This is a genomic window from Paraburkholderia atlantica, assembly GCF_000092885.1.
Taxonomy (GTDB): Bacteria; Pseudomonadota; Gammaproteobacteria; order Burkholderiales; family Burkholderiaceae; genus Paraburkholderia; species Paraburkholderia atlantica.
The window spans coordinates 2198527-2218855 of the sequence record NC_014118.1; the positions used below are offsets into that span (position 1 = coordinate 2198527).

Annotated in this window: 22 protein-coding genes and 1 pseudogene; 14 read left to right on the forward strand and 9 right to left on the reverse strand. The window is 64.8% G+C overall.

The window, feature by feature from the left end; all coding sequences use genetic code 11:
- Positions 1-202 precede the first annotated feature (202 nt).
- On the reverse strand, positions 203-865 hold the full coding sequence (locus BC1002_RS25885; protein ID WP_013092962.1) for a DUF1345 domain-containing protein: 663 nt from the start codon (positions 863-865) through the stop codon (positions 203-205).
- 340 nt (positions 866-1205) lie between these two features.
- On the opposite strand from BC1002_RS25885, the gene BC1002_RS25890 reads away from it, so the two are divergent.
- From BC1002_RS25890 to BC1002_RS25905, 4 genes are all read left to right on the forward strand, one after another.
- Complete coding sequence (locus tag BC1002_RS25890; protein ID WP_013092963.1) at positions 1206-1832, forward strand: sugar dehydrogenase complex small subunit; 627 nt, start codon at positions 1206-1208, stop codon at positions 1830-1832.
- An 80-nt stretch (positions 1833-1912) separates the two neighbouring features.
- Positions 1913-3514, forward strand: a complete 1602-nt coding sequence (locus BC1002_RS25895) for a GMC family oxidoreductase (protein ID WP_013092964.1) — start codon at positions 1913-1915, stop codon at positions 3512-3514.
- A gap of 20 nt (positions 3515-3534) precedes the next feature.
- Positions 3535-4965 (forward strand): cytochrome c, encoded by a 1431-nt coding sequence (locus BC1002_RS25900; protein WP_013092965.1) that lies wholly within the window; start codon positions 3535-3537, stop codon positions 4963-4965.
- A gap of 189 nt (positions 4966-5154) precedes the next feature.
- Positions 5155-5892, forward strand: a complete 738-nt coding sequence (locus tag BC1002_RS25905) for a metallophosphoesterase (RefSeq protein ID WP_238537970.1) — start codon at positions 5155-5157, stop codon at positions 5890-5892.
- Positions 5893-5929: 37 nt separating this feature from the next.
- Here BC1002_RS25905 and BC1002_RS25910 read toward each other — a convergent pair whose 3' ends face one another.
- Entirely contained in the window at positions 5930-6631 is a 702-nt protein-coding gene (locus BC1002_RS25910; RefSeq protein WP_013092967.1) for an RES family NAD+ phosphorylase, read from the reverse strand.
- Positions 6628-6990: an MbcA/ParS/Xre antitoxin family protein gene (locus BC1002_RS25915; protein WP_083788730.1), complete on the reverse strand. Its 363-nt coding sequence runs from the start codon at positions 6988-6990 to the stop codon at positions 6628-6630. Before BC1002_RS25915 ends, BC1002_RS25910 begins: the two co-directional genes overlap by 4 nt.
- A 186-nt stretch (positions 6991-7176) precedes the next feature.
- Here BC1002_RS25915 and BC1002_RS25920 point away from each other — a divergent pair, with 186 nt between their 5' ends.
- Positions 7177-7797, forward strand: coding sequence for a hypothetical protein (locus BC1002_RS25920; RefSeq protein ID WP_013092969.1), 621 nt, complete (start codon positions 7177-7179; stop codon positions 7795-7797).
- A 44-nt stretch (positions 7798-7841) separates the two neighbouring features.
- Here the strand turns inward: BC1002_RS25920 and BC1002_RS25925 are convergent, their stop codons facing one another.
- Positions 7842-8693: a LysR family transcriptional regulator gene (locus BC1002_RS25925; RefSeq protein ID WP_013092970.1), complete on the reverse strand. Its 852-nt coding sequence runs from the start codon at positions 8691-8693 to the stop codon at positions 7842-7844.
- A gap of 98 nt (positions 8694-8791) precedes the next feature.
- Here BC1002_RS25925 and BC1002_RS25930 point away from each other — a divergent pair, with 98 nt between their 5' ends.
- The 7 genes and pseudogenes from BC1002_RS25930 (at position 8792) to BC1002_RS25955 (ending at position 14201) form a co-directional block, all read left to right on the forward strand.
- The gene (locus BC1002_RS25930; protein WP_013092971.1) at positions 8792-9181 is read left to right on the forward strand and encodes a tautomerase family protein; all 390 of its coding nucleotides are present in this window, start codon (positions 8792-8794) and stop codon (positions 9179-9181) included.
- A gap of 140 nt (positions 9182-9321) precedes the next feature.
- Positions 9322-9654: an ArsR/SmtB family transcription factor gene (locus BC1002_RS25935; RefSeq protein WP_041735422.1), complete on the forward strand. Its 333-nt coding sequence runs from the start codon at positions 9322-9324 to the stop codon at positions 9652-9654.
- 13 nt (positions 9655-9667) lie between these two features.
- The gene (locus BC1002_RS25940; RefSeq protein ID WP_013092973.1) at positions 9668-10162 is read left to right on the forward strand and encodes an arsenate reductase ArsC; all 495 of its coding nucleotides are present in this window, start codon (positions 9668-9670) and stop codon (positions 10160-10162) included.
- Between the two features lie 18 nt (positions 10163-10180).
- Positions 10181-11248 carry an ACR3 family arsenite efflux transporter gene (gene arsB / locus BC1002_RS25945; RefSeq protein WP_013092974.1) on the forward strand — a complete coding sequence of 356 codons (1068 nt, stop codon included), beginning with the start codon at positions 10181-10183 and terminating at the stop codon, positions 11246-11248.
- A 21-nt stretch (positions 11249-11269) separates the two neighbouring features.
- Positions 11270-11449: pseudogene (locus BC1002_RS36695) on the forward strand (arsenical resistance protein ArsH); the annotation flags it as partial.
- A gap of 104 nt (positions 11450-11553) precedes the next feature.
- Complete coding sequence (locus BC1002_RS25950; RefSeq protein WP_041735217.1) at positions 11554-12900, forward strand: NAD(P)-binding domain-containing protein; 1347 nt, start codon at positions 11554-11556, stop codon at positions 12898-12900.
- Positions 12901-12950: 50 nt separating this feature from the next.
- Positions 12951-14201 (forward strand): MFS transporter, encoded by a 1251-nt coding sequence (locus BC1002_RS25955; RefSeq protein ID WP_013092976.1) that lies wholly within the window; start codon positions 12951-12953, stop codon positions 14199-14201.
- Here BC1002_RS25955 and BC1002_RS25960 read toward each other — a convergent pair.
- Positions 14198-14446, reverse strand: coding sequence for a hypothetical protein (locus BC1002_RS25960; RefSeq protein ID WP_013092977.1), 249 nt, complete (start codon positions 14444-14446; stop codon positions 14198-14200). The genes BC1002_RS25955 and BC1002_RS25960 overlap by 4 nt on opposite strands.
- A 263-nt stretch (positions 14447-14709) precedes the next feature.
- Between BC1002_RS25960 and BC1002_RS25965 the strand changes: the two genes are divergently transcribed.
- Positions 14710-15555: a TOBE domain-containing protein gene (locus BC1002_RS25965; protein WP_013092978.1), complete on the forward strand. Its 846-nt coding sequence runs from the start codon at positions 14710-14712 to the stop codon at positions 15553-15555.
- Positions 15556-15619: 64 nt separating this feature from the next.
- On the opposite strand, the gene BC1002_RS25970 is transcribed toward BC1002_RS25965, so the two are convergent.
- The 4 genes from BC1002_RS25970 to BC1002_RS25985 form a co-directional block, all read right to left on the reverse strand.
- On the reverse strand, positions 15620-16330 hold the full coding sequence (locus BC1002_RS25970) for a sulfate/molybdate ABC transporter ATP-binding protein (protein WP_013092979.1): 711 nt from the start codon (positions 16328-16330) through the stop codon (positions 15620-15622).
- A 1-nt stretch (position 16331) separates the two neighbouring features.
- The gene (gene modB, locus BC1002_RS25975; RefSeq protein ID WP_013092980.1) at positions 16332-17006 is read right to left on the reverse strand and encodes a molybdate ABC transporter permease subunit; all 675 of its coding nucleotides are present in this window, start codon (positions 17004-17006) and stop codon (positions 16332-16334) included.
- A gap of 21 nt (positions 17007-17027) precedes the next feature.
- On the reverse strand, positions 17028-17801 hold the full coding sequence (gene modA, locus BC1002_RS25980; protein WP_041735218.1) for a molybdate ABC transporter substrate-binding protein: 774 nt from the start codon (positions 17799-17801) through the stop codon (positions 17028-17030).
- 189 nt (positions 17802-17990) lie between these two features.
- Complete coding sequence (locus tag BC1002_RS25985; protein ID WP_013092982.1) at positions 17991-18692, reverse strand: phosphatase PAP2 family protein; 702 nt, start codon at positions 18690-18692, stop codon at positions 17991-17993.
- A gap of 361 nt (positions 18693-19053) precedes the next feature.
- On the opposite strand from BC1002_RS25985, the gene BC1002_RS25990 reads away from it, so the two are divergent.
- Positions 19054-20232: an extracellular catalytic domain type 1 short-chain-length polyhydroxyalkanoate depolymerase gene (locus tag BC1002_RS25990; RefSeq protein ID WP_013092983.1), complete on the forward strand. Its 1179-nt coding sequence runs from the start codon at positions 19054-19056 to the stop codon at positions 20230-20232.
- The last annotated feature ends 97 nt before the right edge of the window (positions 20233-20329 follow it).

Here is a 20329-nt window from a genome sequence, read left to right on the forward strand (position 1 = left end):
AAGGTGCGCGTCCGCACGGAGCGCGTGCGATTAAGCGGGCATTGTTACGCACGCCGCGGGTGGCGCGGCATGTAAAACGGGACGACGCGGGTCGGATTTACACGGACGGACGCGCGAAGCCAGGGTGACGCTCGCGTGGCAGCCATGTGGCACGCGCGTGGCATTCGCATGAAATTCATTCGAGCGCCGCGCAACGGCCGTGTCACGAACCCAGCAGCCCCGCCGCGATGTTCACGCACAAGCCGAGCACCGCGACGTTGAAGTAGAACGACAGCACCGATTGCGCGAGTGTCGCGCGACGAATTTCGCGCGAGCGCAGCACCACGTCGGAGGTCTGCGATGCGACCGCGATCGTGAACGAGTAGTACAGGAAGTCCCAGTAGTTCGGCAGTAGATGGTGATCGGGAAACTGCAACGCGGTCTCTTTCGCGTCGGTGTCGTAGTAGAGGCGTGCGTAGTGCAGCGTGAAGATCGTCGGAATCAGAAACCATGCGCCGATCAGCGTCAGACCGGTCAGCAGGTAGTGCCAGACGGTCGTTGCGCCGCCCGCGCCTTTGGCCGACGCGAGTTCGAGCACGATCGCGGCGATGCTTGCGACCGTCGCGACGCAGATCACGACCAGCACGACGCCGGCATTTTCGTCGTCGCGTATCGCGTATTCGCGCACGCGGTGCTCGTCGGCGAGAGCCATGTGCACCCAGATCATCAGCAGGTAACTCCAGATGGCCGCGTCCCAGCCGATCAGTGTGCGCGCCATCGGACTCGTATGACCGGGCACGAGGAACGCGACGACGATCCCGATCACGAGGCCGATCACCGTGCGGGGCCGATTGCGAAGAACCTGCGGATAGTAGTTGATGGACATGAGTCGAGATCTACGACGAAGTGTACGGCAGTCGGTGTCGCGGATTCTACGCGTGCAACGAGGACCGATTGTCGAATGGTGGGTCACAGGCTATAGTCTTTCGCAGCGGCCTTGCGCGCCGCTTTCAGTTGAAAGGCGATTGGCAGAAAGCGGCAGCAATCGTCGCGCTCATGCATGTGACACCACCACACATGCGGCGCGCGCGAATCGCGCGCACGGATTCGAGACCGCTGAAGCGGCGTCAGACCAGGTTTGGGGAAGAGCAAACGAAGCGGCACGCGAACGGCATCATGCCTTCCCCGTGCCGCTCGTCGAGAACGACTCATCATCTGGAGCCCCAATGACAGATGTTCCTGAGGATAACGATGCGCATCCCCACATGACGCATCGGCAAGGAGCGAAGCCCTATCGCAGTGCGACACGTTTCACCGGTTTGTTCCCGTCGTTTTCCGCTTCGCGCAGGGCCTGGGTGCTCGGTTCGTGCGCGGCAGCCGCGGCGCTCGCGTTCGCCGGCGCGAGCCGTTCGCCGTCGTGGATCGCGCCCGTCTTCGCCGCTACGCCGCCGGCAGGCGGTGGACTCGATGCCTTCCTCGCGCTGTCGCAACATCTCACCGGTCGTAGCAGTTTCGACACCGTGCTCGGCCAGCGTGTCTACGATGCGCTGTCGCGTGCCGATAACCAGTTCGCGCAGAACGTCGCCGCGCTGAACACGTGGCTGCAAAGCCACGGCGGCGTGCCCTCCGATACCGTCACAGAGGCGCTACGGACCGACCAGCCCGTGCTCGCGAAAGCGGTCGGCGCGATCATGCGCGCGTGGTATCTCGGACTCGTCGGTGACATGCCGCACGTCCAGGTGATCGCGTATGAAAAGGCGCTGATGTTCGAGCCCGTGCAAGACGTGCTCACGATTCCCTCCTATTGCCGCGACGTGCCGTTCTACTGGACGCGCAAGCCGCTGCACGCGTGAGCCGCGCGGGCTCGCCGGCGGACTACGCCAGCAGCGCACGAACAAGACCCGCAACAGGCAGGGCACCGAAGAGAGAAACGATGGCAAACACACAATCCGCCGATATCGTCGTGGTCGGTTCGGGCGTCGCCGGCAGTCTGGTTGCGCATCAACTGGCGCTGGCGGGCGCGTCGGTAATCCTGCTCGAAGCGGGGCCGCGCATTCCACGCTGGCAGATCGTCGAGAACTTTCGCAACTCGCCGGCCAAGTCCGACTTCGCGACGCCGTATCCGTCGACGCCTTATGCGCCGCATCCCGAGTACGCGCCCGCGAACAACTACCTGATCCAGAAGGGCGACTATCCGTACAACTCACAATACGTGCGGCTGGTCGGCGGCACGACGTGGCACTGGGCGGCGGCCGCATGGCGACTGCTGCCGTCGGACTTCCAGTTGCACAAGCTGTATGGGGTCGGGCGCGACTGGCCGTATCCGTACGAAACGCTCGAGCCGTGGTACGTGGCCGCCGAAGTGCAGCTCGGCGTGTCCGGTCCGGATAGTTCGATCGATCTCGGTTCGCCGCGCTCGAAGCCCTATCCGATGCAGCAGTTGCCGCTGTCGTACATGGATCAGCGTTTCAGCGACGTGCTCAACGCGCAGGGCTTCAAGGTCGTGCCCGAACCGGTCGCGCGCAACAGCCGGCCGTACGATGCGCGGCCCACCTGCTGCGGCAACAACAACTGCATGCCGATCTGCCCGATCGCCGCGATGTACAACGGCGTGATCCACGCGGAGAAGGCCGAGCAGGCCGGCGCGAAACTGATTCCCGAAGCGGTCGTCTATCGCATCGAAGCGGACGACAAAGGGCTCGTCACCGCGGTCCACTACAAGGACCCGAATGGCAATAGCACACGCGTCAGCGGCAAGTTGTTCGTGCTCGCGGCGAACGGCATCGAAACGCCGAAGCTGATGCTGATGTCGACGTCCGCCAAATTCCCGCACGGCGTCGGCAACAGCTCCGATCAGGTGGGCCGCAACCTGATGGACCATCCCGGCACCGGCGTCACGTTTCTCGCCAACGAACCGTTGTGGCCCGGCCGCGGCCCGATGGAGATGACCTCGATCGTCAACTTCCGCGACGGCGCGTTCCGCTCCGAGTACGCGTCGAAGAAGCTGCATCTGTCGAACGGCGTGCCGACGATGGGCGTTACCGCCGACCTGCTGGAAAAAGGCCTGACCGGCGCCGAGCTCGACCGGCAGATTCGCGACCGCGCGGCGCGCACGCTGAGCATCAACAGCTTTCACGAGCATCTGCCGGAGCCGCAGAACCGCATCGTGCCGTCGGCGGATCACAAGGATGCGCTCGGCATTCCGCTGCCCGAGATCTACTACTCGATCAACGACTACGTGAAGAAGAGCGCCGCCGATACGCACGAACAGTATGCGAAGATCGCGGCGCTATTCGGCGGCACCGAGGTCTCGTTCGACGACAGCTTCGCGCCCAACAATCACATCATGGGCACGACGATCATGGGCAGCGATGCGGCGAGTTCGGTCGTCGACCCGGACTGCCGCACGCACGATCATGCGAACCTGTTCATCGCAAGCAGCGGCGTGATGCCTTCCGCCGCATCGGTGAACTGCACGCTGACGATCGCGGCCTTGTCGCTGAAGCTGGCCGACAGGCTGAAGCGCGAAATCTGAGCGCTGACCGGAGAGCCACAATGCTGAAGAACACCTCTCGCGTGCAGCCGGATTCTGCGCCGATGCACGTGACCCAGCGCCGTCGCTTCGGCGGCGCGGCGCTCGCGGCCGCGTTTTCGCTGTTCGCGCTGTCGATTGCGTGGCACGAGTCGCACGGCCCGGACGCAGTTTCGACCGACGAAATGCCGATTACCCAGGCGCGCGCCGACGACGCGGCGCAGGCGTCGGACGGCGGCGCGGCCATGCTCGACGGCAGCGCCGCGAATGGCGAACTCGTGAAGCGCGGCCAATACCTGACCCGTGCCGCCGATTGCGCGGCCTGTCATACGGCCGACAAATCGCGCCCATTCGCGGGCGGCCTGCCGATCAGCACACCGTTCGGCACGATCGTCACGCCGAACATCACGCCCGATCCCGACACCGGCATCGGCCGATGGAGCGACGCCGATTTCATGCGCGCGATGCACGAAGGCATCGGCAAAGGCGGCGAGCGGCTCTATCCGGCGTTCCCGTACACGGCCTACACGCGCGTGATCGATCAGGACGTGCTCGCGATTCGCGCTTATCTGAACACGCTCACGCCGATTCACTACACGCCGCCCGCGAACAGCCTCAAGTTTCCGTTCAATCAGCGCTGGCTGATGGTGTTCTGGAACATGTTCAACTTCACCGAGGGGCGCTTCGTGCCGGACCCGAAACAGAGCCCCGAATGGAACCGAGGCGCGTATCTGGTCGAAGGCCTCGCGCATTGCGAGGAATGCCATACGCCGCGCAATTTCATGCAGGGGCTGCAATCGAGCGCGCGATTTTCGGGCGCGGTGCAGGCCGGCTGGCATGCGTTCAATATCACGCCGGACAAGCTGAGCGGCGTCGGCGACTGGCGCGACGACGAACTCAGGTCGTATCTGTCGACCGGCGCGGCGCCGGGCCGCGCGAACGCGGCCGGACCGATGGGCGAAGTGGTCGCGAACAGCACGCAGTATCTGACGCCGGTGGATTTGCGCTCGATCGTCGCGTTCTTGCGCTCGGTGCCGGGCGTGAGCGGCGGCGACGCGCGTCCACGTCATCAATGGGGCAACCCCGGCAACGATGTCACCGCGATGCGCGGCACCGCGATCACCGGCGTGAACGGCGCGCAGCTGTTCGTCGCCAATTGCGCGACCTGTCACAGCTGGACCGGGCAAGGAGTGGGCGCAAGCGCGCCGGGCGCGTATCCGTCGCTGATCCACAACTCGACGGTCGGCGCGAACGACGCGAACAATCTCGCGTTGGTGATTCTGCACGGCGTGAATCGCACGACCGCGCACGCGGACGTGCTGATGCCCGCGTTCAGCGGCCATCTCGACGACGAGCAGATCGCGGCGATCACCAACTACGTGACGAAACAGTTCGGCAACCCGCAGGCGACGATCACGACCGGCCAGGTGGCGAAGCTGCGCACGCTGCAATAGCACGCGAGGCGGCTCGGACGCGCGGCACGCGTGACTCGCGCAAAACGTGTATTTCCGGTAACGCATCCCGCAAATGTGCCGGTTCAGTGTTGGATATGCGTCGTTCGGTATCTTTCTTGCTCGATGAAACGTGCGGATACGATAGGCACCCCGCACACGCGGGCGCGTCGGCCGCATTATCATGACGAGATGAATAGCACCTCCGCCAACTTCGTTCAGCATCACGACGCCAACGAGGCCGGCCGCGATTTCGTGGTCGGCGATCTGCACGGCTGCGTCGATGCGTTGCGCTACCTGCTGCGTCAGATCGCGTTCGATCCGACGTGCGACCGGTTGTTTTCGGTCGGCGATCTGGTCGATCGGGGCGAGCACTCGGAGCAGGCGCTCGCGCTGCTCGCGAAGCCGTGGTTCTATGCGGTGCTCGGCAATCACGAGGACGCGTTGTGCGCGGTCGCCGACGGCCGCTTGCGGCGGCAGTGGTGGTACGGCATCGGCGGCGCGTGGGCGGCCGATGTGCCCGACGAACGTCTGCGCTACTACGCCGAGCATCTGCGCACGCTGCCGCTCGTGCGCGTGATCGGCAGCGGCAAGGCACGCTTCAACGTTCTGCACGCCGAATTCTTCGGCTCGGACGCCGATCTCGACGCGGGCAATTATTCGGCCGAAACGCGGCAGCAATTGCTGTGGGGCCGCGAGCTCGCGCTCGGCAACGGCGATCCGCTGCGGCAACGCGGGCTGTCGCTGACCTATTGCGGCCATACGCCGGTGCGTGACATCACGCAGATCGGCTCGCAGGTGTTCATCGATACCGGCGCGTTCGGGCCGGACGGCTCGCTGACGATCGTACAGCCGCAGGCGCTGCGTCGCTGGTCGATCTCGGTCGAGGCCGCGCGTGCGGAAGGCGCGGCGGAACTGGCCTTGCCTTGAGCGGCTGAAGTCCGCACGCGGCCTCGCCGCTCTCCGGTCACCCGACCTGGTTCAACTCGAACACCATATCCACGCTCGTGCCGTTCCAGTTGTATTCGAGGTATGCCGCGTGATGGCAGCCGCGCAGCAGCGTCGTGCGGAACGCGGCGAGGCATTCGCCGGCGCTGTCGCGCACCGACGGATAGACGATGCCCGGTGCACCCGCCTCCCGCACCGCCCGCCCGAGCGCCTGCCCGGCAACGTAGTCGTTGGGCGATAGCACCGCGGCGTCGAGCTCGGGGTCGCGACGCAAGTCGACCACGCTGCCTTGCGCGACTACCGTGTAAAGACGCATCTGCTGACGCATCGGCGGCTCGGCGGTCGCTTTGAGAAACTGACCGGTGTGATAGCGCGTTTCGGCGATCGCTGTCGCTCGTGAACGCGCGCAATAGAACACGCCGTAGGTGCCGTCGGAAAAACGGCTGCCAAGCGGATTCAGATGCGTGAGCGCGGCCATGATCGGCCCGTAGCCCGGCCCGAAGCGGCGCTCCTCGCGCGGCACCAGGTCGAGTTCGCCGATTTCGGTGCGCAGACGGTCGTTGGTCATCGCTTCGAGCGCGTACAGTGCGTCGAAATCTTCCGGCGACGCGACGCGGTCGAACAGATTGATGGCCGGGAAGCGCGTCGGAATCACGCGATACGCGGGCGACCAGTCGAGCGCGGCGCTGGTCCAGCGGTCCTGCCATTGCGGTTGTGTCACGCCCAGCCGCCTCGCATTGCGTCGAGATACTGGCGCACGGCCACGAGATCGCTGATGTTGCCCGCCAGCATGCGGTCCAGCGCGCGTTTGCCGCCGAACGGCGGCGCGCTGTTGGGACGTTTGACCCAGGTGTCGGCGGCGCTCGGCTGCGGCAGCAGAATCTGCAGCGCCTTGTAGATGCCAAGCAACAGCGACAATCGCTCCAGCGTGTCATGGCTGAGCCGCGCGGTCTCGGGCGTCGCCCTCCACTTGAAGAACGTTGAGCGGCCCGGCTTGCCGAGCAGCACGATCTGCTCGTCGGCGCTCAGGTCCCAGTCGTGCGCGATGTTGAAGAACGCACGCAGACCCGCCGCGGACATCTGCGTTAGCGTGGGTTCCGAAAGCGATCGTCGCGGTGATGCCTCGGGCGAGGAAATTCGGGCAGCGTGAGCCATTTCGGGTAAGTCCCTATGTGTACTTTTTAATGATATTAGTCCATAAATGGATTTTTGCAAGAGAATATAATCCCGGCTCGTTTTGGCGGTCGTCGATCAGGAGAGCAGCAGATGCGGGTTCGAGTAGTGGCAGCGGCGCTGGCCGTGTGGTGTGTGTCGGAGGCGGCGTTGGCTGCCGGTTATGCGGAAGTGTGGAATCCGCCGGAGGCGAGCGGACACGTTACCAAACAGGCGCATGCGCGGAAAAAGTCCGCGGCGGTGAAGGTGAAGGCGGGCACGCGGAGCGGAGTCAAGTCCAAGGCCGGTGCGCATCCGCAGCAGGCTGCAGGTGTCCGGCACGGGATGCCTCATGTTCCATCGGCCGGCGCGGCCCACGGCGGCAAGCTCGCGGCGCATGGCGGCGGCGTGAAAGTCGCCGCCTCGAGCCAGAACCGGTCGCACGCCACCGTCACCGCGCGGGCCGCGAAGCACGCGCAGCCGCATGTGCAAGTTGCGCACGCGAAGCCGGCTCAGGGCAAGGTCGTGCGCGCCGATTTCGCGGCAGATCACACTGCGCGTCCGCACGTGGACAAGGTCGCGGCCAGGCCGGCGGTTTCCCGTGCGAATCCGATCAGGCCCGCCGCGCAGGCTTCTCCGGATACGTCCGCAAACGTTAGCGACATCGCGCCGATGGGCTCCGTGCCCAATCCGGCGACCGCCAGCAGTGGTTCGCTGCCGCCGATCATCCACTGAGACTCCTTCGAGCAGCGCGGCGTGGTGCGGCATCAATCGTCGTGTCATGCCGCGGCAAGGCCGTTTGCGAGCAGCCGCAGCGTTTCATCCGAGCGGGCCTCGCGCACGCGCGAATGCAGCGTCACCCGCGATTCCGGTAGCGCCGGCAGGCCAAGCCGCGCGCCGACGTCGATCAGACCGCGCGGCGCGACCCGGCGCGCGAGCGGCGACACCGCGAGCCCAGCCGCCACTGCCGCGCCCACTGCCGCGACACCACCACCCACGAACACTTCCTGCCAGGCGACCCCCGCCGCCGTCAGCGTGCGCAGCGCGACGTCACGCACGTTGCACGGCGGGCTCAATAACGCGAGCGCCAGCGGCTCACCGACTCGCGGCAGCCATGTCGGCGTCGCGAGCCAACCCAGCGGTTCGCTGAACAGCGTCTGCGCGTCGTCGCGCGTCGGTTCGTCGGCGCCGTAGCGGACGATCGCCGCATCGAGCCGGCGTTCGTCGAACTGCGCGAGCAGCGCCGCCGACGTGCCCATATGCAACTCGACCACCAGAGCCGGATCGTGTGCGTTGAGCCGGCCGAGCAGATGCGGCAGATCGGGACCCGCGACGTGCTCGCTGAGCCCGAGCACGAGCCGCCGCCGCTCCACCGAAAGCGTGCCGAGCGCGCGCTCGTGCGCGTTCAGCAACTCGCGCGCGGCGCCGAGAAACGCGTGGCCATCGGCGGACAGACGCACGACGCGCGGCGTGCGCTCCAGCAACTGCTTGCCAAGGTGCGCCTCCAGTCGCTTCAGCTTCAGGCTGACGGCCGATTGCGTCGTGTCGAGCGCGTCCGCGGCGCGCGTGAAACTGCGCAGATCGGCGACCAGCACGAAGGCCCGCACCGCATCGAGATCGAGGACTTTCATTTCAGATTGAAATGGATGAAATAGACATGGATATCTGTTTATTATGATCGAGCGCGCCTACGCTGTGTTTAACCCAACACCGCAATAAGGAGCCCATCATGCCGCTCACCCGAATCTCACTGCGTGCCGGCAAGCCGGCCGACTACCGCCACGCGCTGACCGCCGGTATTCAGCGCTCGCTGGTGGACACGTTCAACGTGCCGAAGGACGACATGTTCATGCTGATCAGCGAGCACACGGCCGACAACATGATTTACGACCGGCAATACCTGAATATCGAGCGCGGCGACGATCTCGTCGTAATCCAGCTGACCGTCAGCAACACGCGCTCGGTCGAGCAGAAGAAGGCGCTGTACCGGCGCATCGTCGATGAACTCGGGAGGTCGCCGGGCGTGCGGCCCGAGGATGTGTTCGTCAACCTCGTCGAGGTCGAGAAGGAGAACTGGTCGTTCGGGAATGGCCTCTGCCAGTACTGCTCTCAGTTGTAGCCAGGCATTGGGCGGGCGCGGATCGCTCACATGAGACGCCCGCCGTCGCCACACATCCTGGTTCTCCGGTACCGTCGTGCATCCCGATCGATATTTCCACAAATGTTGAAATGTCGAAGCGGTTGACGTATCCTCTGCGCATGAACTCGAACCTTGCCGTCCGTGCGCTCGGCGCGCTTGCCCACGATTCGCGACTCGCGATCTTCCGACTTCTGGTTGTCGCGGGGCCAGAAGGCATGCCTGCTGGCGAAATCGCCCAACAGTTGGGCATGGCGCCGTCGAGCCTGTCGTTTCACCTGAAGGACCTGTCTCAAGCAGAGCTGGTGAAGCCTCGTCAGGACGGACGCTTCGTCATCTACACGGCAAATTTCGACGCAATGACGGACCTGATCGGTTTTCTCACGGAAAACTGCTGCGCCGGCGCATCGTGCTCGGCAGGTGATGTTCCCAACGTCTGCGGCAGCAAAGAATGACCGGAACTCCGTCATGACCACGAACGTTCTCATTCTCTGCACCCACAACTCGGCGCGCAGCGTGCTGGGCGAGGGCATGCTCAATCATTGGGCCCAAAAGCTTGGCAAGGATGTCCGCGCCTACAGCGCAGGCAGCGCACCGAGCGGCCGCGTTAACCCGTTCGCTCTGGAAGCGCTCACGAACGCGGGTATCGATACAGCGGGTTATCGAAGTAAAAGCTGGGACGAGTTCGTGGCGCCAGGCGCTCCGCAAATGCGCGTGGTGATCACCGTGTGCGACAGCGCTGCAGCGGAGGAATGTCCGTTCTGGCCCGGCAGTCCCGTCAACGTGCATTGGGGATACGCCGACCCGTCCAACGCTCCGGGAGGCGACGAAGGCAAACGGCAGGCGTTCGAGCTGACGCGCGAGGCAATTGGCTATCGCATGCTGCAACTGCTCGCATTGCCCCTGAATACCCTCGGCAATACCGACCTTCAACAAGCCCTGAACCGCATCCAGCAAAGCTGATTTCCGTCCAACAGCCGAATGAATACCCCAAACATCGCGTCGCCGTCACAAGCGTCCAGGCCGGCCATCAGTTTCTTCGAGCGATATCTGACCATCTGGGTCGCGCTGTGCATCCTCGTAGGCATCGTGCTGGGCCAGTTCTTTCCCGGCGTCTTTCAGCGCATCGGGCAGATGGAATACGCACACGTCAACCTCCCGGTCGGACTGCTGATCTGGGTGATGATCATCCCGATGCTCATCAAGGTCGATTTCGGTTCGCTGCATGAGGTCCGTCAGCACGTTAAGGGGATCGGCGTCACGCTTTTCGTGAACTGGCTCGTCAAGCCGTTCTCGATGGCATTGCTGGGCTGGCTATTCATCAAGAACCTCTTTGCGCCCATGTTGCCCGCCGATCAGCTCAATAGCTACGTCGCCGGGCTGATCTTGCTGGCAGCCGCGCCGTGCACGGCGATGGTGTTCGTCTGGAGCCGGCTGACTGGTGGCGATCCGTTGTTTACGCTGTCGCAGGTCGCCTTGAACGACAGCATCATGATCATCGCCTTTGCGCCACTGGTCGGGCTGCTGCTTGGCATGTCGGCCATTACCGTGCCGTGGGCGACGCTGCTCACATCCGTCGTGCTCTATATCGTCATTCCGGTCATCCTCGCGCAGCTCTTGCGCAAGGCGCTGCTCGCAAAGGGGCCGCAGACGTTCGATGCGTTCATGGCAAAGCTGGGCCCTTGGTCCATTACGGCACTGCTGGTGACGCTTGTGCTGCTGTTCGCGTTCCAGGGCGAGGCGATCATCCGGCAGCCGCTGGTCATCGTGCTGCTGGCTGTTCCGATCCTGATCCAGGTGTTTTTCAACTCGGCCCTGGCGTACTGGCTCAATCGTGCGGTCGGTGAAAAGCACAACATTGCCTGCCCGTCCGCGCTGATCGGAGCATCCAACTTCTTCGAGCTGGCTGTCGCCACCGCGATTGGTCTGTTCGGTTTCGAATCGGGTGCTGCGCTCGCAACTGTGGTCGGCGTGCTCGTCGAAGTGCCGGTAATGCTGCTCGTCGTGCGCGTCGTGAACCGTTCCAGGAACTGGTACGAATGTGCCTGAGCGACAGCGGAGAAAGTACGTGACGAGGCTGGACGCATGAAGCCTTCCGCCTATTTCGACCGCGTCGTGGATGTGATGGAGGAACTGGTCAGGTTCACATTGCTGACCCGCGACATCGGCCCGTATCTCGTCGACCGATACAGCGAGCGCAAGGAAAGCGCCGAGGAACTGTCGAAGCGCGTGAATCAGACTGGCCACTGACTCCGGTATACGCAATCGCTTTGCTCTCGACTACATAGAAACTACCGACTCAGGAGTTAGCCGTGTCTTCATGCTGCCGCCCGAAAAGCGCCCCTGCGCCCCAGGTGTCCGAACAACAGTTCGACTCGTCCCTGCCCGTCGCAATCATCGGTGGAGGTCCGGTTGGTCTCGCTGCGGCTGCTCATCTGATCCAGCAAGGGTTGAGTCCGGTCATCTTCGAAGCAGAAGAGACGGTAGGCGCTGCGCCGCTGGCCTGGGGCCACGTCCAGATGTTTTCGTCGTGGCGGTACAACATCGACCGCGCTTCGCGTGCGTTGCTCGAACGGCAAGGATGGTCGGCACCCGACGCTGACGCCTATCCGACGGGACGGGAACTGGCCGAGCAGTATCTGCTGCCGCTCGCGCGCACGCCTGAGATTGCGGGTTGCTTGCGCCTTGGCACGCGCGTCACTGGTATCGCCCGAATCCGCACGGGTAAAGTCAAGAACGCGCAGCGCGAGCAACAGCCGTTCGATATCCGCTTCGAGGAACGCAATGGCGCAGAAGGGCGTCTCGTTGCCGCTGCCGTCATCGTTGCGACGGGCACGTGGGGAAATCCGGCTCCGGCTGGCGCGTCCGGATTGGCGGCTATCGGTGAAAAGGCGGCTCACGAACATATTCGTTACGGCATGCCCGACGTTCTGGGCGCAGACCGTAGCCGTTATGCGGGTAAAAAGGTGCTGGTCATCGGCTCCGGACACTCGGCTATCGGCACGCTGATCGACCTCGCCAAGCTGGCAGCGCAGGAGCCTGGCGCGGCCATCGTCTGGGCGATGCGACGCTCGCAGCCAGGTCAGGTCTACGGTGGCGGCGACGCTGACCAGCTGCCGGAGCGCGGCGCACTGGGTCAGCGGCTCAGGCAACTGGTCAACGCGGGTCGCATCGAACTGCTGACGCCGTTTGCCGTCGACGAAATCACAGTGAACGGTAGTGCCCTCGAGGTTCGGGACGCTGACGGGCGTGCCGTCGCGGTCGACGAATTGATCGTAGCGACGGGGCTTCGGCCGGAGCTGCAGATCCTGCGCGAAGTGCGTCTCGATCTCGATGCAGCGCTGGAATGCCCTCGCGCCCTGGCCCCGCTGATCGATCCGAATCTCCATTCATGCGGTACTGTGCGGCCGCATGGCGCCGAGATACTGGCGCAGCCCGAGACGGGACTCTACATCGCCGGAATGGCCAGCTATGGCCGCGCTCCGACCTTCCTGATGGCGACGGGCTACGAGCAGGTGCGTTCCATTGCCGCATGGCTCGCGGGCGACTTCGAGGCCGCGCGTCGCGTCGAACTCGAACTGCCGGAAACGGGCGTATGCAGTACCGACCGTGACGTCAGCGGGCATGACGGCGGCAAGAGTTCGTGCTGTGCGCCTGCAACGGCGCCGGTCGCGGAGAAGGCATGTTGCGCGGCGCCTTGACAGGCAGCATTGATTCAGGGCGAACCGCGCGCACAACGGGGACATGAGAAGTGACAGCGTTCGCGCAGCAGCAGGATCGAGGTTCGATCGCGACGTGGGCACTAGCCACCGCGCAACTCGTTTCGTGGGGAGCGATCTACTACGCGTTCTCGCTTTTCGTCGTACCGATGGAACATGCGCTGGGTTGGAGCCGGACATCGACCAACGCGGCGCTGTCTGTCGGGCTGCTCGTGTCCGGGCTGGCTGCGTATCCGGTGGGCACCTGGATCGACCACGGCCACGGCCGGGCCGTCATGGTGGTGGGATCGCTGCTCGCATCCGCCATGCTCGTGATGTGGTCACAGGCAAACAGCCTGGCGATGCTGTTTGTCGCCTGGGTGGGCCTTGGCATCTCGATGGCGGCCACGCTGTACGACCCGGTTTTCGCAGTGATCACGCGAAACTATCCGGGCAGCTTCCGCACGAAGATCACGCTGATAACCCTTGTCGCTGGATTCGCGAGCACCGCATTCATTCCGCTCACGCAGTTGCTCATCAATCTGCTCGGGTGGCGTCATGCGCTGCTCGCGCTAGCGGTGATCAATCTCTGCGTCTGCGTGCCCATTCACGCACTGGCGATCCGGGGAGACAGCGCGCGCCATACTGCTGCCGTCGACAAGGCCGCGATCAAGGCGGTCAACGCTGCTTCCACCCGGCGCGCGTTGCGTTCACCGGTGTTCTGGGCACTCGCGGTGTGCTTCACCGCGTACTACGTCACGTTCGCGGCATTGACGTTTCACCTCGTTCCGCTGATGGCCGAGCGTCATGTCCAACAGTCCACCATCCTGTTGACGATGGCGCTCATCGGCCCGGCTCAGGTCGTCGCGCGTGTCCTGTGGTTCGCATTTGGACGGAACGTCTCTCCGAAGCTCGTCGGCCTGGTCATCACGACCGCATTTCCGCTTTCGGTAGTGATCCTGCTGATTGCCGGCGCATCGCCCGTGCTGCTGATTGTTTTCGCGCTGATCTACGGCGGAGCGAACGGCATGATGACCATCCTGCGTGGAACGATCGTGCAGGACGTCATGTGGATTGAAGGATTTGGCGCGATCAACGGGCTGCTCTCTACGCCGTCCAATGTTGCAAAGGGCGTCGCGCCGATTTCAGCTGCGGTGATCTGGACAATCGGGCAGAGCTATTTCCCTGTGGAGTGGGCCGTGCTTCTCGTGTCACTGGTTTCTCTGGCGGCGTTTGGCGTGGCAATGGCTTGCGCGCGTCGAACCGATATTTCCGTGAATCCGGTGACTGAGCGAGCCGGTTAGTCCTTATCCCACCGCCAGCGCGGCGGTTCGCCCTTCAGCCAGCAGACGACCGCGAGGGCCACGGTCAACAGCGCGACCAGCAACGCGAACGGGAGCGGATGACCTGCGGGTTGAAACCGGAAAGCGACCACCCCGACCAACACGAGATATGCGAGCAGCGTCACCCATCCTTGCCAGCGCACGGGAACGCCCCAACCCCAGCCATAGCGTTTCGCCGGAAACCAGTATCGATCAGAGGGTGGCATCGCGCGGTCTCCTGATACGGGCACTTGCTCATTGTCGACGATTCACGATCGGTAAGTGCAAGCATTGCATCTTCCGCCCGTTTTCACGCGTGAATATATTTCGTTGACCGGTTTCAACCCGAGTCCATCGACAGGAAACGCCCCATTCGACTACCTCGGCAGAGTCGTGCCGTGGTGAGCCGCAAGCATAGCGGCCAGAGGCGCAAGAGCGCGTCGCTATAATGATTTGCCGCCCTGGCACGCACTCTCGACCACTGTCCGCCATGACCACCGACCGCCCCGATCCTCCCCGCGACGCCCTCGAACTCGGCGGCTCCGTCTGGTTTCAAGCCGGCACGCAGACGCTCGGCGGCGCGGCCCGTATCGCGCTGCTCGCGGCGATCGGCGAGACCGGCTCGATCACGAGCGCGGCGAAGGCGGTCGGCATCAGCTACAAAGGCGCGTGGGACGCCATCGACACGATGAACAACCTCGCCGGCGAGCCGCTCGTCGTGCGTCTGACCGGCGGCAAGGGCGGCGGCGGCACGACGCTGACGCCGCGCGCGGTGAAGCTGATCGACACGTTTCGCGCGGTCGAGCGCGAGCATCGGCGCTTTCTCGAACGCGCGGGCGCGGCGATCGGCGAGGGCTTCGCGACGGACTGGGACCTGATCGGCCGCATCGGCGTGAAGACGAGCGCGCGCAATCAGTTCTACGGCACGGTGTCGGCGATCGAGCGCGGCACCGTCAACGACGAAGTGTCGCTCGCGTTGCCCGGCGGCCACACGATCGTCGCCGTGCTTACGCACGAGAGCACCGAAGCGCTAGGGCTCGCGGTCGGCGTGGCGGCGTTTGCGCTGATCAAGGCGTCGTGGGTCGTGCTGCTCGTTGCGGGTGACGGCGATGTCGATGCGCCGTTGAAACTGTCGGCGCGCAATCAGTTGCGCGGCATCGTGCAGAGCGTGAAGCGCGGCGCGGTCAACGCGGAAGTGTCGCTCGGGCTCGAAGGCGGCGCGGTTGTCACCGCGGTCGTCACCAATGGCAGCGTCGATACGCTCGGTTTGCGGGAAGGCGCGACCGCGGTCGCGGTGTTCAAGGCGTCGAGCGTGATACTCGGCGTGAAGGATTGAGGGTCGCCGGGGCGTAACTGGGCTGCACGCGGAGCCGCAAAGCGAGGGCCGCCAAGCCACCCGCTCAACGAGGTGACGCCTCGCTGCGCGCATACCCCGGAAAAGGATAATCCTCGCGCACGCGGCCGTCGCTGACCTGCACGACCTGATCGCCGAATGCGGCGACGTCGTCGGGATCGTGCGTGATCAGCACCATCGGAATATCGAGCCGCGTTTGCAAGTCCGATAGCTCGCGTCGCATGCGCTGGCGCAGCTGGCTGTCCAGCGCGGAGAACGGTTCGTCGAGCAGTAGCAGGCGCGGCTGCGAGACCAGCGCGCGTGCGAGTGCGACCCGCTGCTTCTGCCCGCCCGACAGTTGCGCCGGATGATTGCCCGCCACGCCCCTCAATTCGAGCGCGTCGAGCCAGTAATCGACCTCCGCGTGCGCGCCGCGCGCACGCGGATTGAGCCAGCCCTGACGCAGCCCGAAACCGATGTTCTGCCGCACGTTCAGATGCGGAAACAGCGCGTAGTCCTGAAACAGATACGCGATCTTGCGCGCCTGCGGCTTCTGATCGATGCCGACCGCGCTATCGAACAAGGTGGTGCCGTGCAGTGTGATGGTCCCTTCGTCGGGACGCAGCAGGCCGGCGATCGCTTGCAAGGTCAGGCTCTTGCCCGCGCCCGACGGTCCGAACAGCACGAGCCGCTGCGTGTTCGCGCTGAACGCGACGTCGAGCGTGAAGCGCCGCTCGGCGGTCTCGAAGGTCTTGCGGATGGCGACGTTGAGCGGCATGTCAGCGGGCTCTCAGAAGCGTGTGCTGCGGCACGAGGCGTCCCGCGAGCAACAGGATCGTCACGCACGCGACCGAGGTCACGAGCACGAGGAAGTTGGCGGTGCTGTCGTCGCCGGCCTGCACCGCCGAATAGACCGCGACCGACAGTGTCTGCGTGCGGCCCGGCAGGTTGCCCGCGATCATCAGCGTCGCGCCGAATTCGCCGAGCGCGCGCGCGAACGCGAGCAGGCCACCGGCGAGGATGCCGCGCGCGGCGAGCGGCAGCGTCACCCGGAAAAACACCGCGGCCTCGCTGACGCCGAGCGTGCGCGCCGCGTGCTCCAACTGCGGATCGACGCCTTCAAAGGCGGCGCGCGCCGACTTCAGCACGAGCGGAAACGCAACCACCGTCGACGCGATCACCGCACCCTGCCACGTGAAGACGAGCTGGATGTCGAAGCGGTCGAGCCACGCGCCGATCACGCCGCGTCGGCCGAGCAGCACCAGCAGGTAGTAGCCGAGCACGGTGGGCGGCAGCACGAGCGGCAGCATCAGCAGCGAATCGATCACGTCGCGCGCGCCGGAGCGCCACCGCGACAGACCGAGCGCCACCGCGACGCCGAGCACGAGATTGAGCGCGGTGGCCCAGCCCGCGACCTTCAGCGATAGCAGCAGCGGAACCCAGGCCTGTTCCATGAGCGGGTGCTCCCCCGTGAATCAATGCGCCGGCTTGAAGCCGTACTTCGCGAGCACGGCCTGGCCGGCCGGCGACAGCACGAAGTCGATAAATGCCTGCGCGTCGGCCGCGTGACGGCTGCCTTCGACCTGCGCGAGCGGATAGGTGATCGGCGTTTGCGTCGGCAGGTTCATCGCGACCTTGACCTTGTCGGGCATGATCGCGGCGTCGGTGCCGAACACGAAACCGGCGTCGACTTCGCCGCGCGCGACGTAATCGAGGCTTTGACGCACGTTCGATGCAAGCACCGCCTTCGCGTTGACCGCGTCCCACACGCCCGCGGCTTGCAGCGCGCCCTGCGTGTAGCGGCCGACCGGCACCGAGGCCGGATCGCCGAACGCCACGCGCTTGACGTTCGCGGTCGTCAGCGCGTTGAGGTTGGCGGGCGCGAAGTGACTGTCGGCCGGCACGATCAGTACCAGCGAGTTGGCGGCGAAGTCGCGCCGCGTCGCCGGCACGATTACCTTTTCGGCGGCGGCCTTGTCCATTGCCTTCTGATCCGCGGACGCGAAAACGTCGGCGGGCGCACCTTTGACGATCTGTTGCATCAGCACGTCGGACGCGCCGAAGTTAAGCAGAATCTTGGTGCCGGGATGCTGCTGCTCGAACGCGTCGCCGACCGCCTTGAACGCATTCGTCAGGCTGGCGGCGGCCGAGACCACCAGTTCATCGGCGTGCGCATTCACGCTGACCACGACGGAGACGGCGGCTGCGACGCACAGCGCGTATTGCTTCAGATGCCAAGAGGGAGTCATGTAGGCGCTGGAGTTTGACGTGAACGGGAAGCAGTGGCTTAAAAACTCTATCGTAATATATGCGCGGTTATAGCGGTGGACGAAACGATCGATTCGGCGTTGCGCTTCACGCATAGCGCGAGCGCAAGCGAAGTGTTACGAAACTGTAAAAGGAAGCTCGGAAAACGCGCCGAAGGGCCGGCGCGGCGTTCAGATGTCCGACCGGCGCATCGGTTCGAGCGTATTGCGCGTTTGCGACAGCGGCGCGGCCGACGGTCGAATGATGCGCGTGGACCGCCATGTCGCGCGAATGAACGGCCGGTCGTGGCCGGACACTTTTAACGCGATATGCGTGACCCAGCGCTGCGTGGGCACGTGCACGCCGTGCATCAAGAGTGCGAGCACCATCATGCTGACGGCAACCGGCAAGGCCGACAGCCGGTCCGCTTCCGCATTCCACGCGATCCGCACGAACGCGAGCGCGGCAAGGGCGCCGACGAGGCACCCGGTCACCGCTTCGGACGGCGAATGCGCGCTCAGCACGACGCGCGACAAGCCCACCGCCAGGCCGGCGGCAAGCCCTGCGAGCACGCCGAGCAGCCGGATGGCGCGGCGCGCGGGCAATAGCATCAAAAATAGCGCGACCGGATAGACGGCAGTGGACAGCATGGAGTGACCGCTGACGCCTGTGAAATCGAGCTCCCGGACCCCAACGCCCCAGCCGAGGAAGGCGAGCTTGGTCACGGTTACGACGCCGATCGCCGTACCAAGTAGTGCTAGCCAGCAGGCCGCGAGCCGCCACGAGTAGCCGACCGCCAACCACAGCGCTATCGCGAACGCGAGCGGCAGCGTCAAGCCGGCGCCGCCGAGGCTGGTGATCGAGTACCACAGGTGGATCGGTAAATCGGGCATGGGCAGAGCGCGACGGAGGCCGCGTGAAATCGGGTTGGTGGAAATCGGCGCGCTGCCGGCGCGAAACGCCGATGCGGCCAGGATCGACACGTCGGGAGATCAACCGCCAGTATAGTCGGGTGTCGCGCGAACAGTCTCGCGGCGCACGGCGCTTTTGCGCGCCGAAGTGTGGGCTGCCGCACAGCGATCGACGTAGTTTGACGACGGGCCGCGGGCAAGGGTCGACGCGACTGAAATGGGCGCGAAGAGCGGCGCCGATGTTCAGCAACGCAGGAAAAATGATGTTATTGTGCATTGCACAACTCCATCTGATCCGCAGTATCTCGGGTCCGCTTTTGTCCCTTTTGCGAGGCTATCGCCGATGGCAAAAAGCCTGTCGAAAATCTGGCTGCGCGGTTTCAAGCGCCTGCTCGCGATCCAAACTGAACACGCGCAAAAAACCGCCAAACGAACACAGGCGCGACCTGCTCGCGCCGCCACCACCAAACCGTCGAGCAAAGCTCATTCACTGAAGCCGACTGCCGCGCTGCGAACACCCGCAAAACGCGAAGCACCGCGCGAGTCGCGCGTGCGCCCCCGCGCGGCCGCGTGGGCAAGCGGCGCGTGGACGCGCTCGTTCCATTCCGCGCCGGCCGCGCCGGGCCGGCTGGTCAATCACTTGCAGTACGGGCTCTATATTCCGTCCGGGCACGCGCACGAGGCAATGCCGCTCGTCGTGATGCTGCATGGCTGCACGCAGTCGATCGACGAGTTCGCCGAAGGCACGCGCATGAACCTGCTCGCCGATCGCTACGGCTTCGCGGTCGTGTACCCCGAGCAATCGAAGCACGCGCACTCGCACCGCTGCTGGCATTGGTACGACGCCGGCGACAACGCGGGCGGCGCGGAAGCGCGCGCGGTCGTCTCGCTGGTGGATGCGTTGGTCGAGCAGCACGGCTTTGACCGCGAGCGTGTGTACGTGGCGGGGATTTCCGCGGGCGCGGGACTGACGGCACTGTTGGCCGTCAAGTATCCGCAACATTTCGCCGCTGTCGCGCTGCATTCCGGCCCCGCTTTCGGCGAGGCGCGCTCCGGCATTACCGCGATGGACGTGATGCGGCGGGGCGCGCGTCGCGAGCCGGTCGAACTCGTCGACGAAACGACGAACGTCGCGCAGTACCCGGGCATGCCGGCATTGATCATCCACGGCGACGCCGACCATGTGGTCACGCCAGTCAACGCGGACCAATTGGCGACACAGTTCGTGCGCCTGAACCGCCTCATCGATGCAAACGGCGCGCATAGAGCCGGCGAGACGCGCGAAGACCGCAAAAATGGCGTCGTGGTGCGCGATTATCTGCGCGGCGGGCGGCGCGTGGTGCGGGTGTGTCGCGTGCAGGGCCTGGGCCACGCATGGGCCGGCGGCGACGATGCGCTGCCGTTCCATTCGTCCAAAGGCCCGGACGCGAGCGCCATGTTGTGGGAGTTTTTCCGGCATCAACGTCGCACGGACGCGGGCCGCATCGCGGAAGGATTGGCCGCATCGTCGGCCGGACCGTGACGCCCGAGCAACACCTCCGAAATGAGCAGTAGCGCGAAGTCAGGGTTTTCCCTATAATACGGGTTATCCCTTAGGCGTAAACGCCTAGTTATCATTG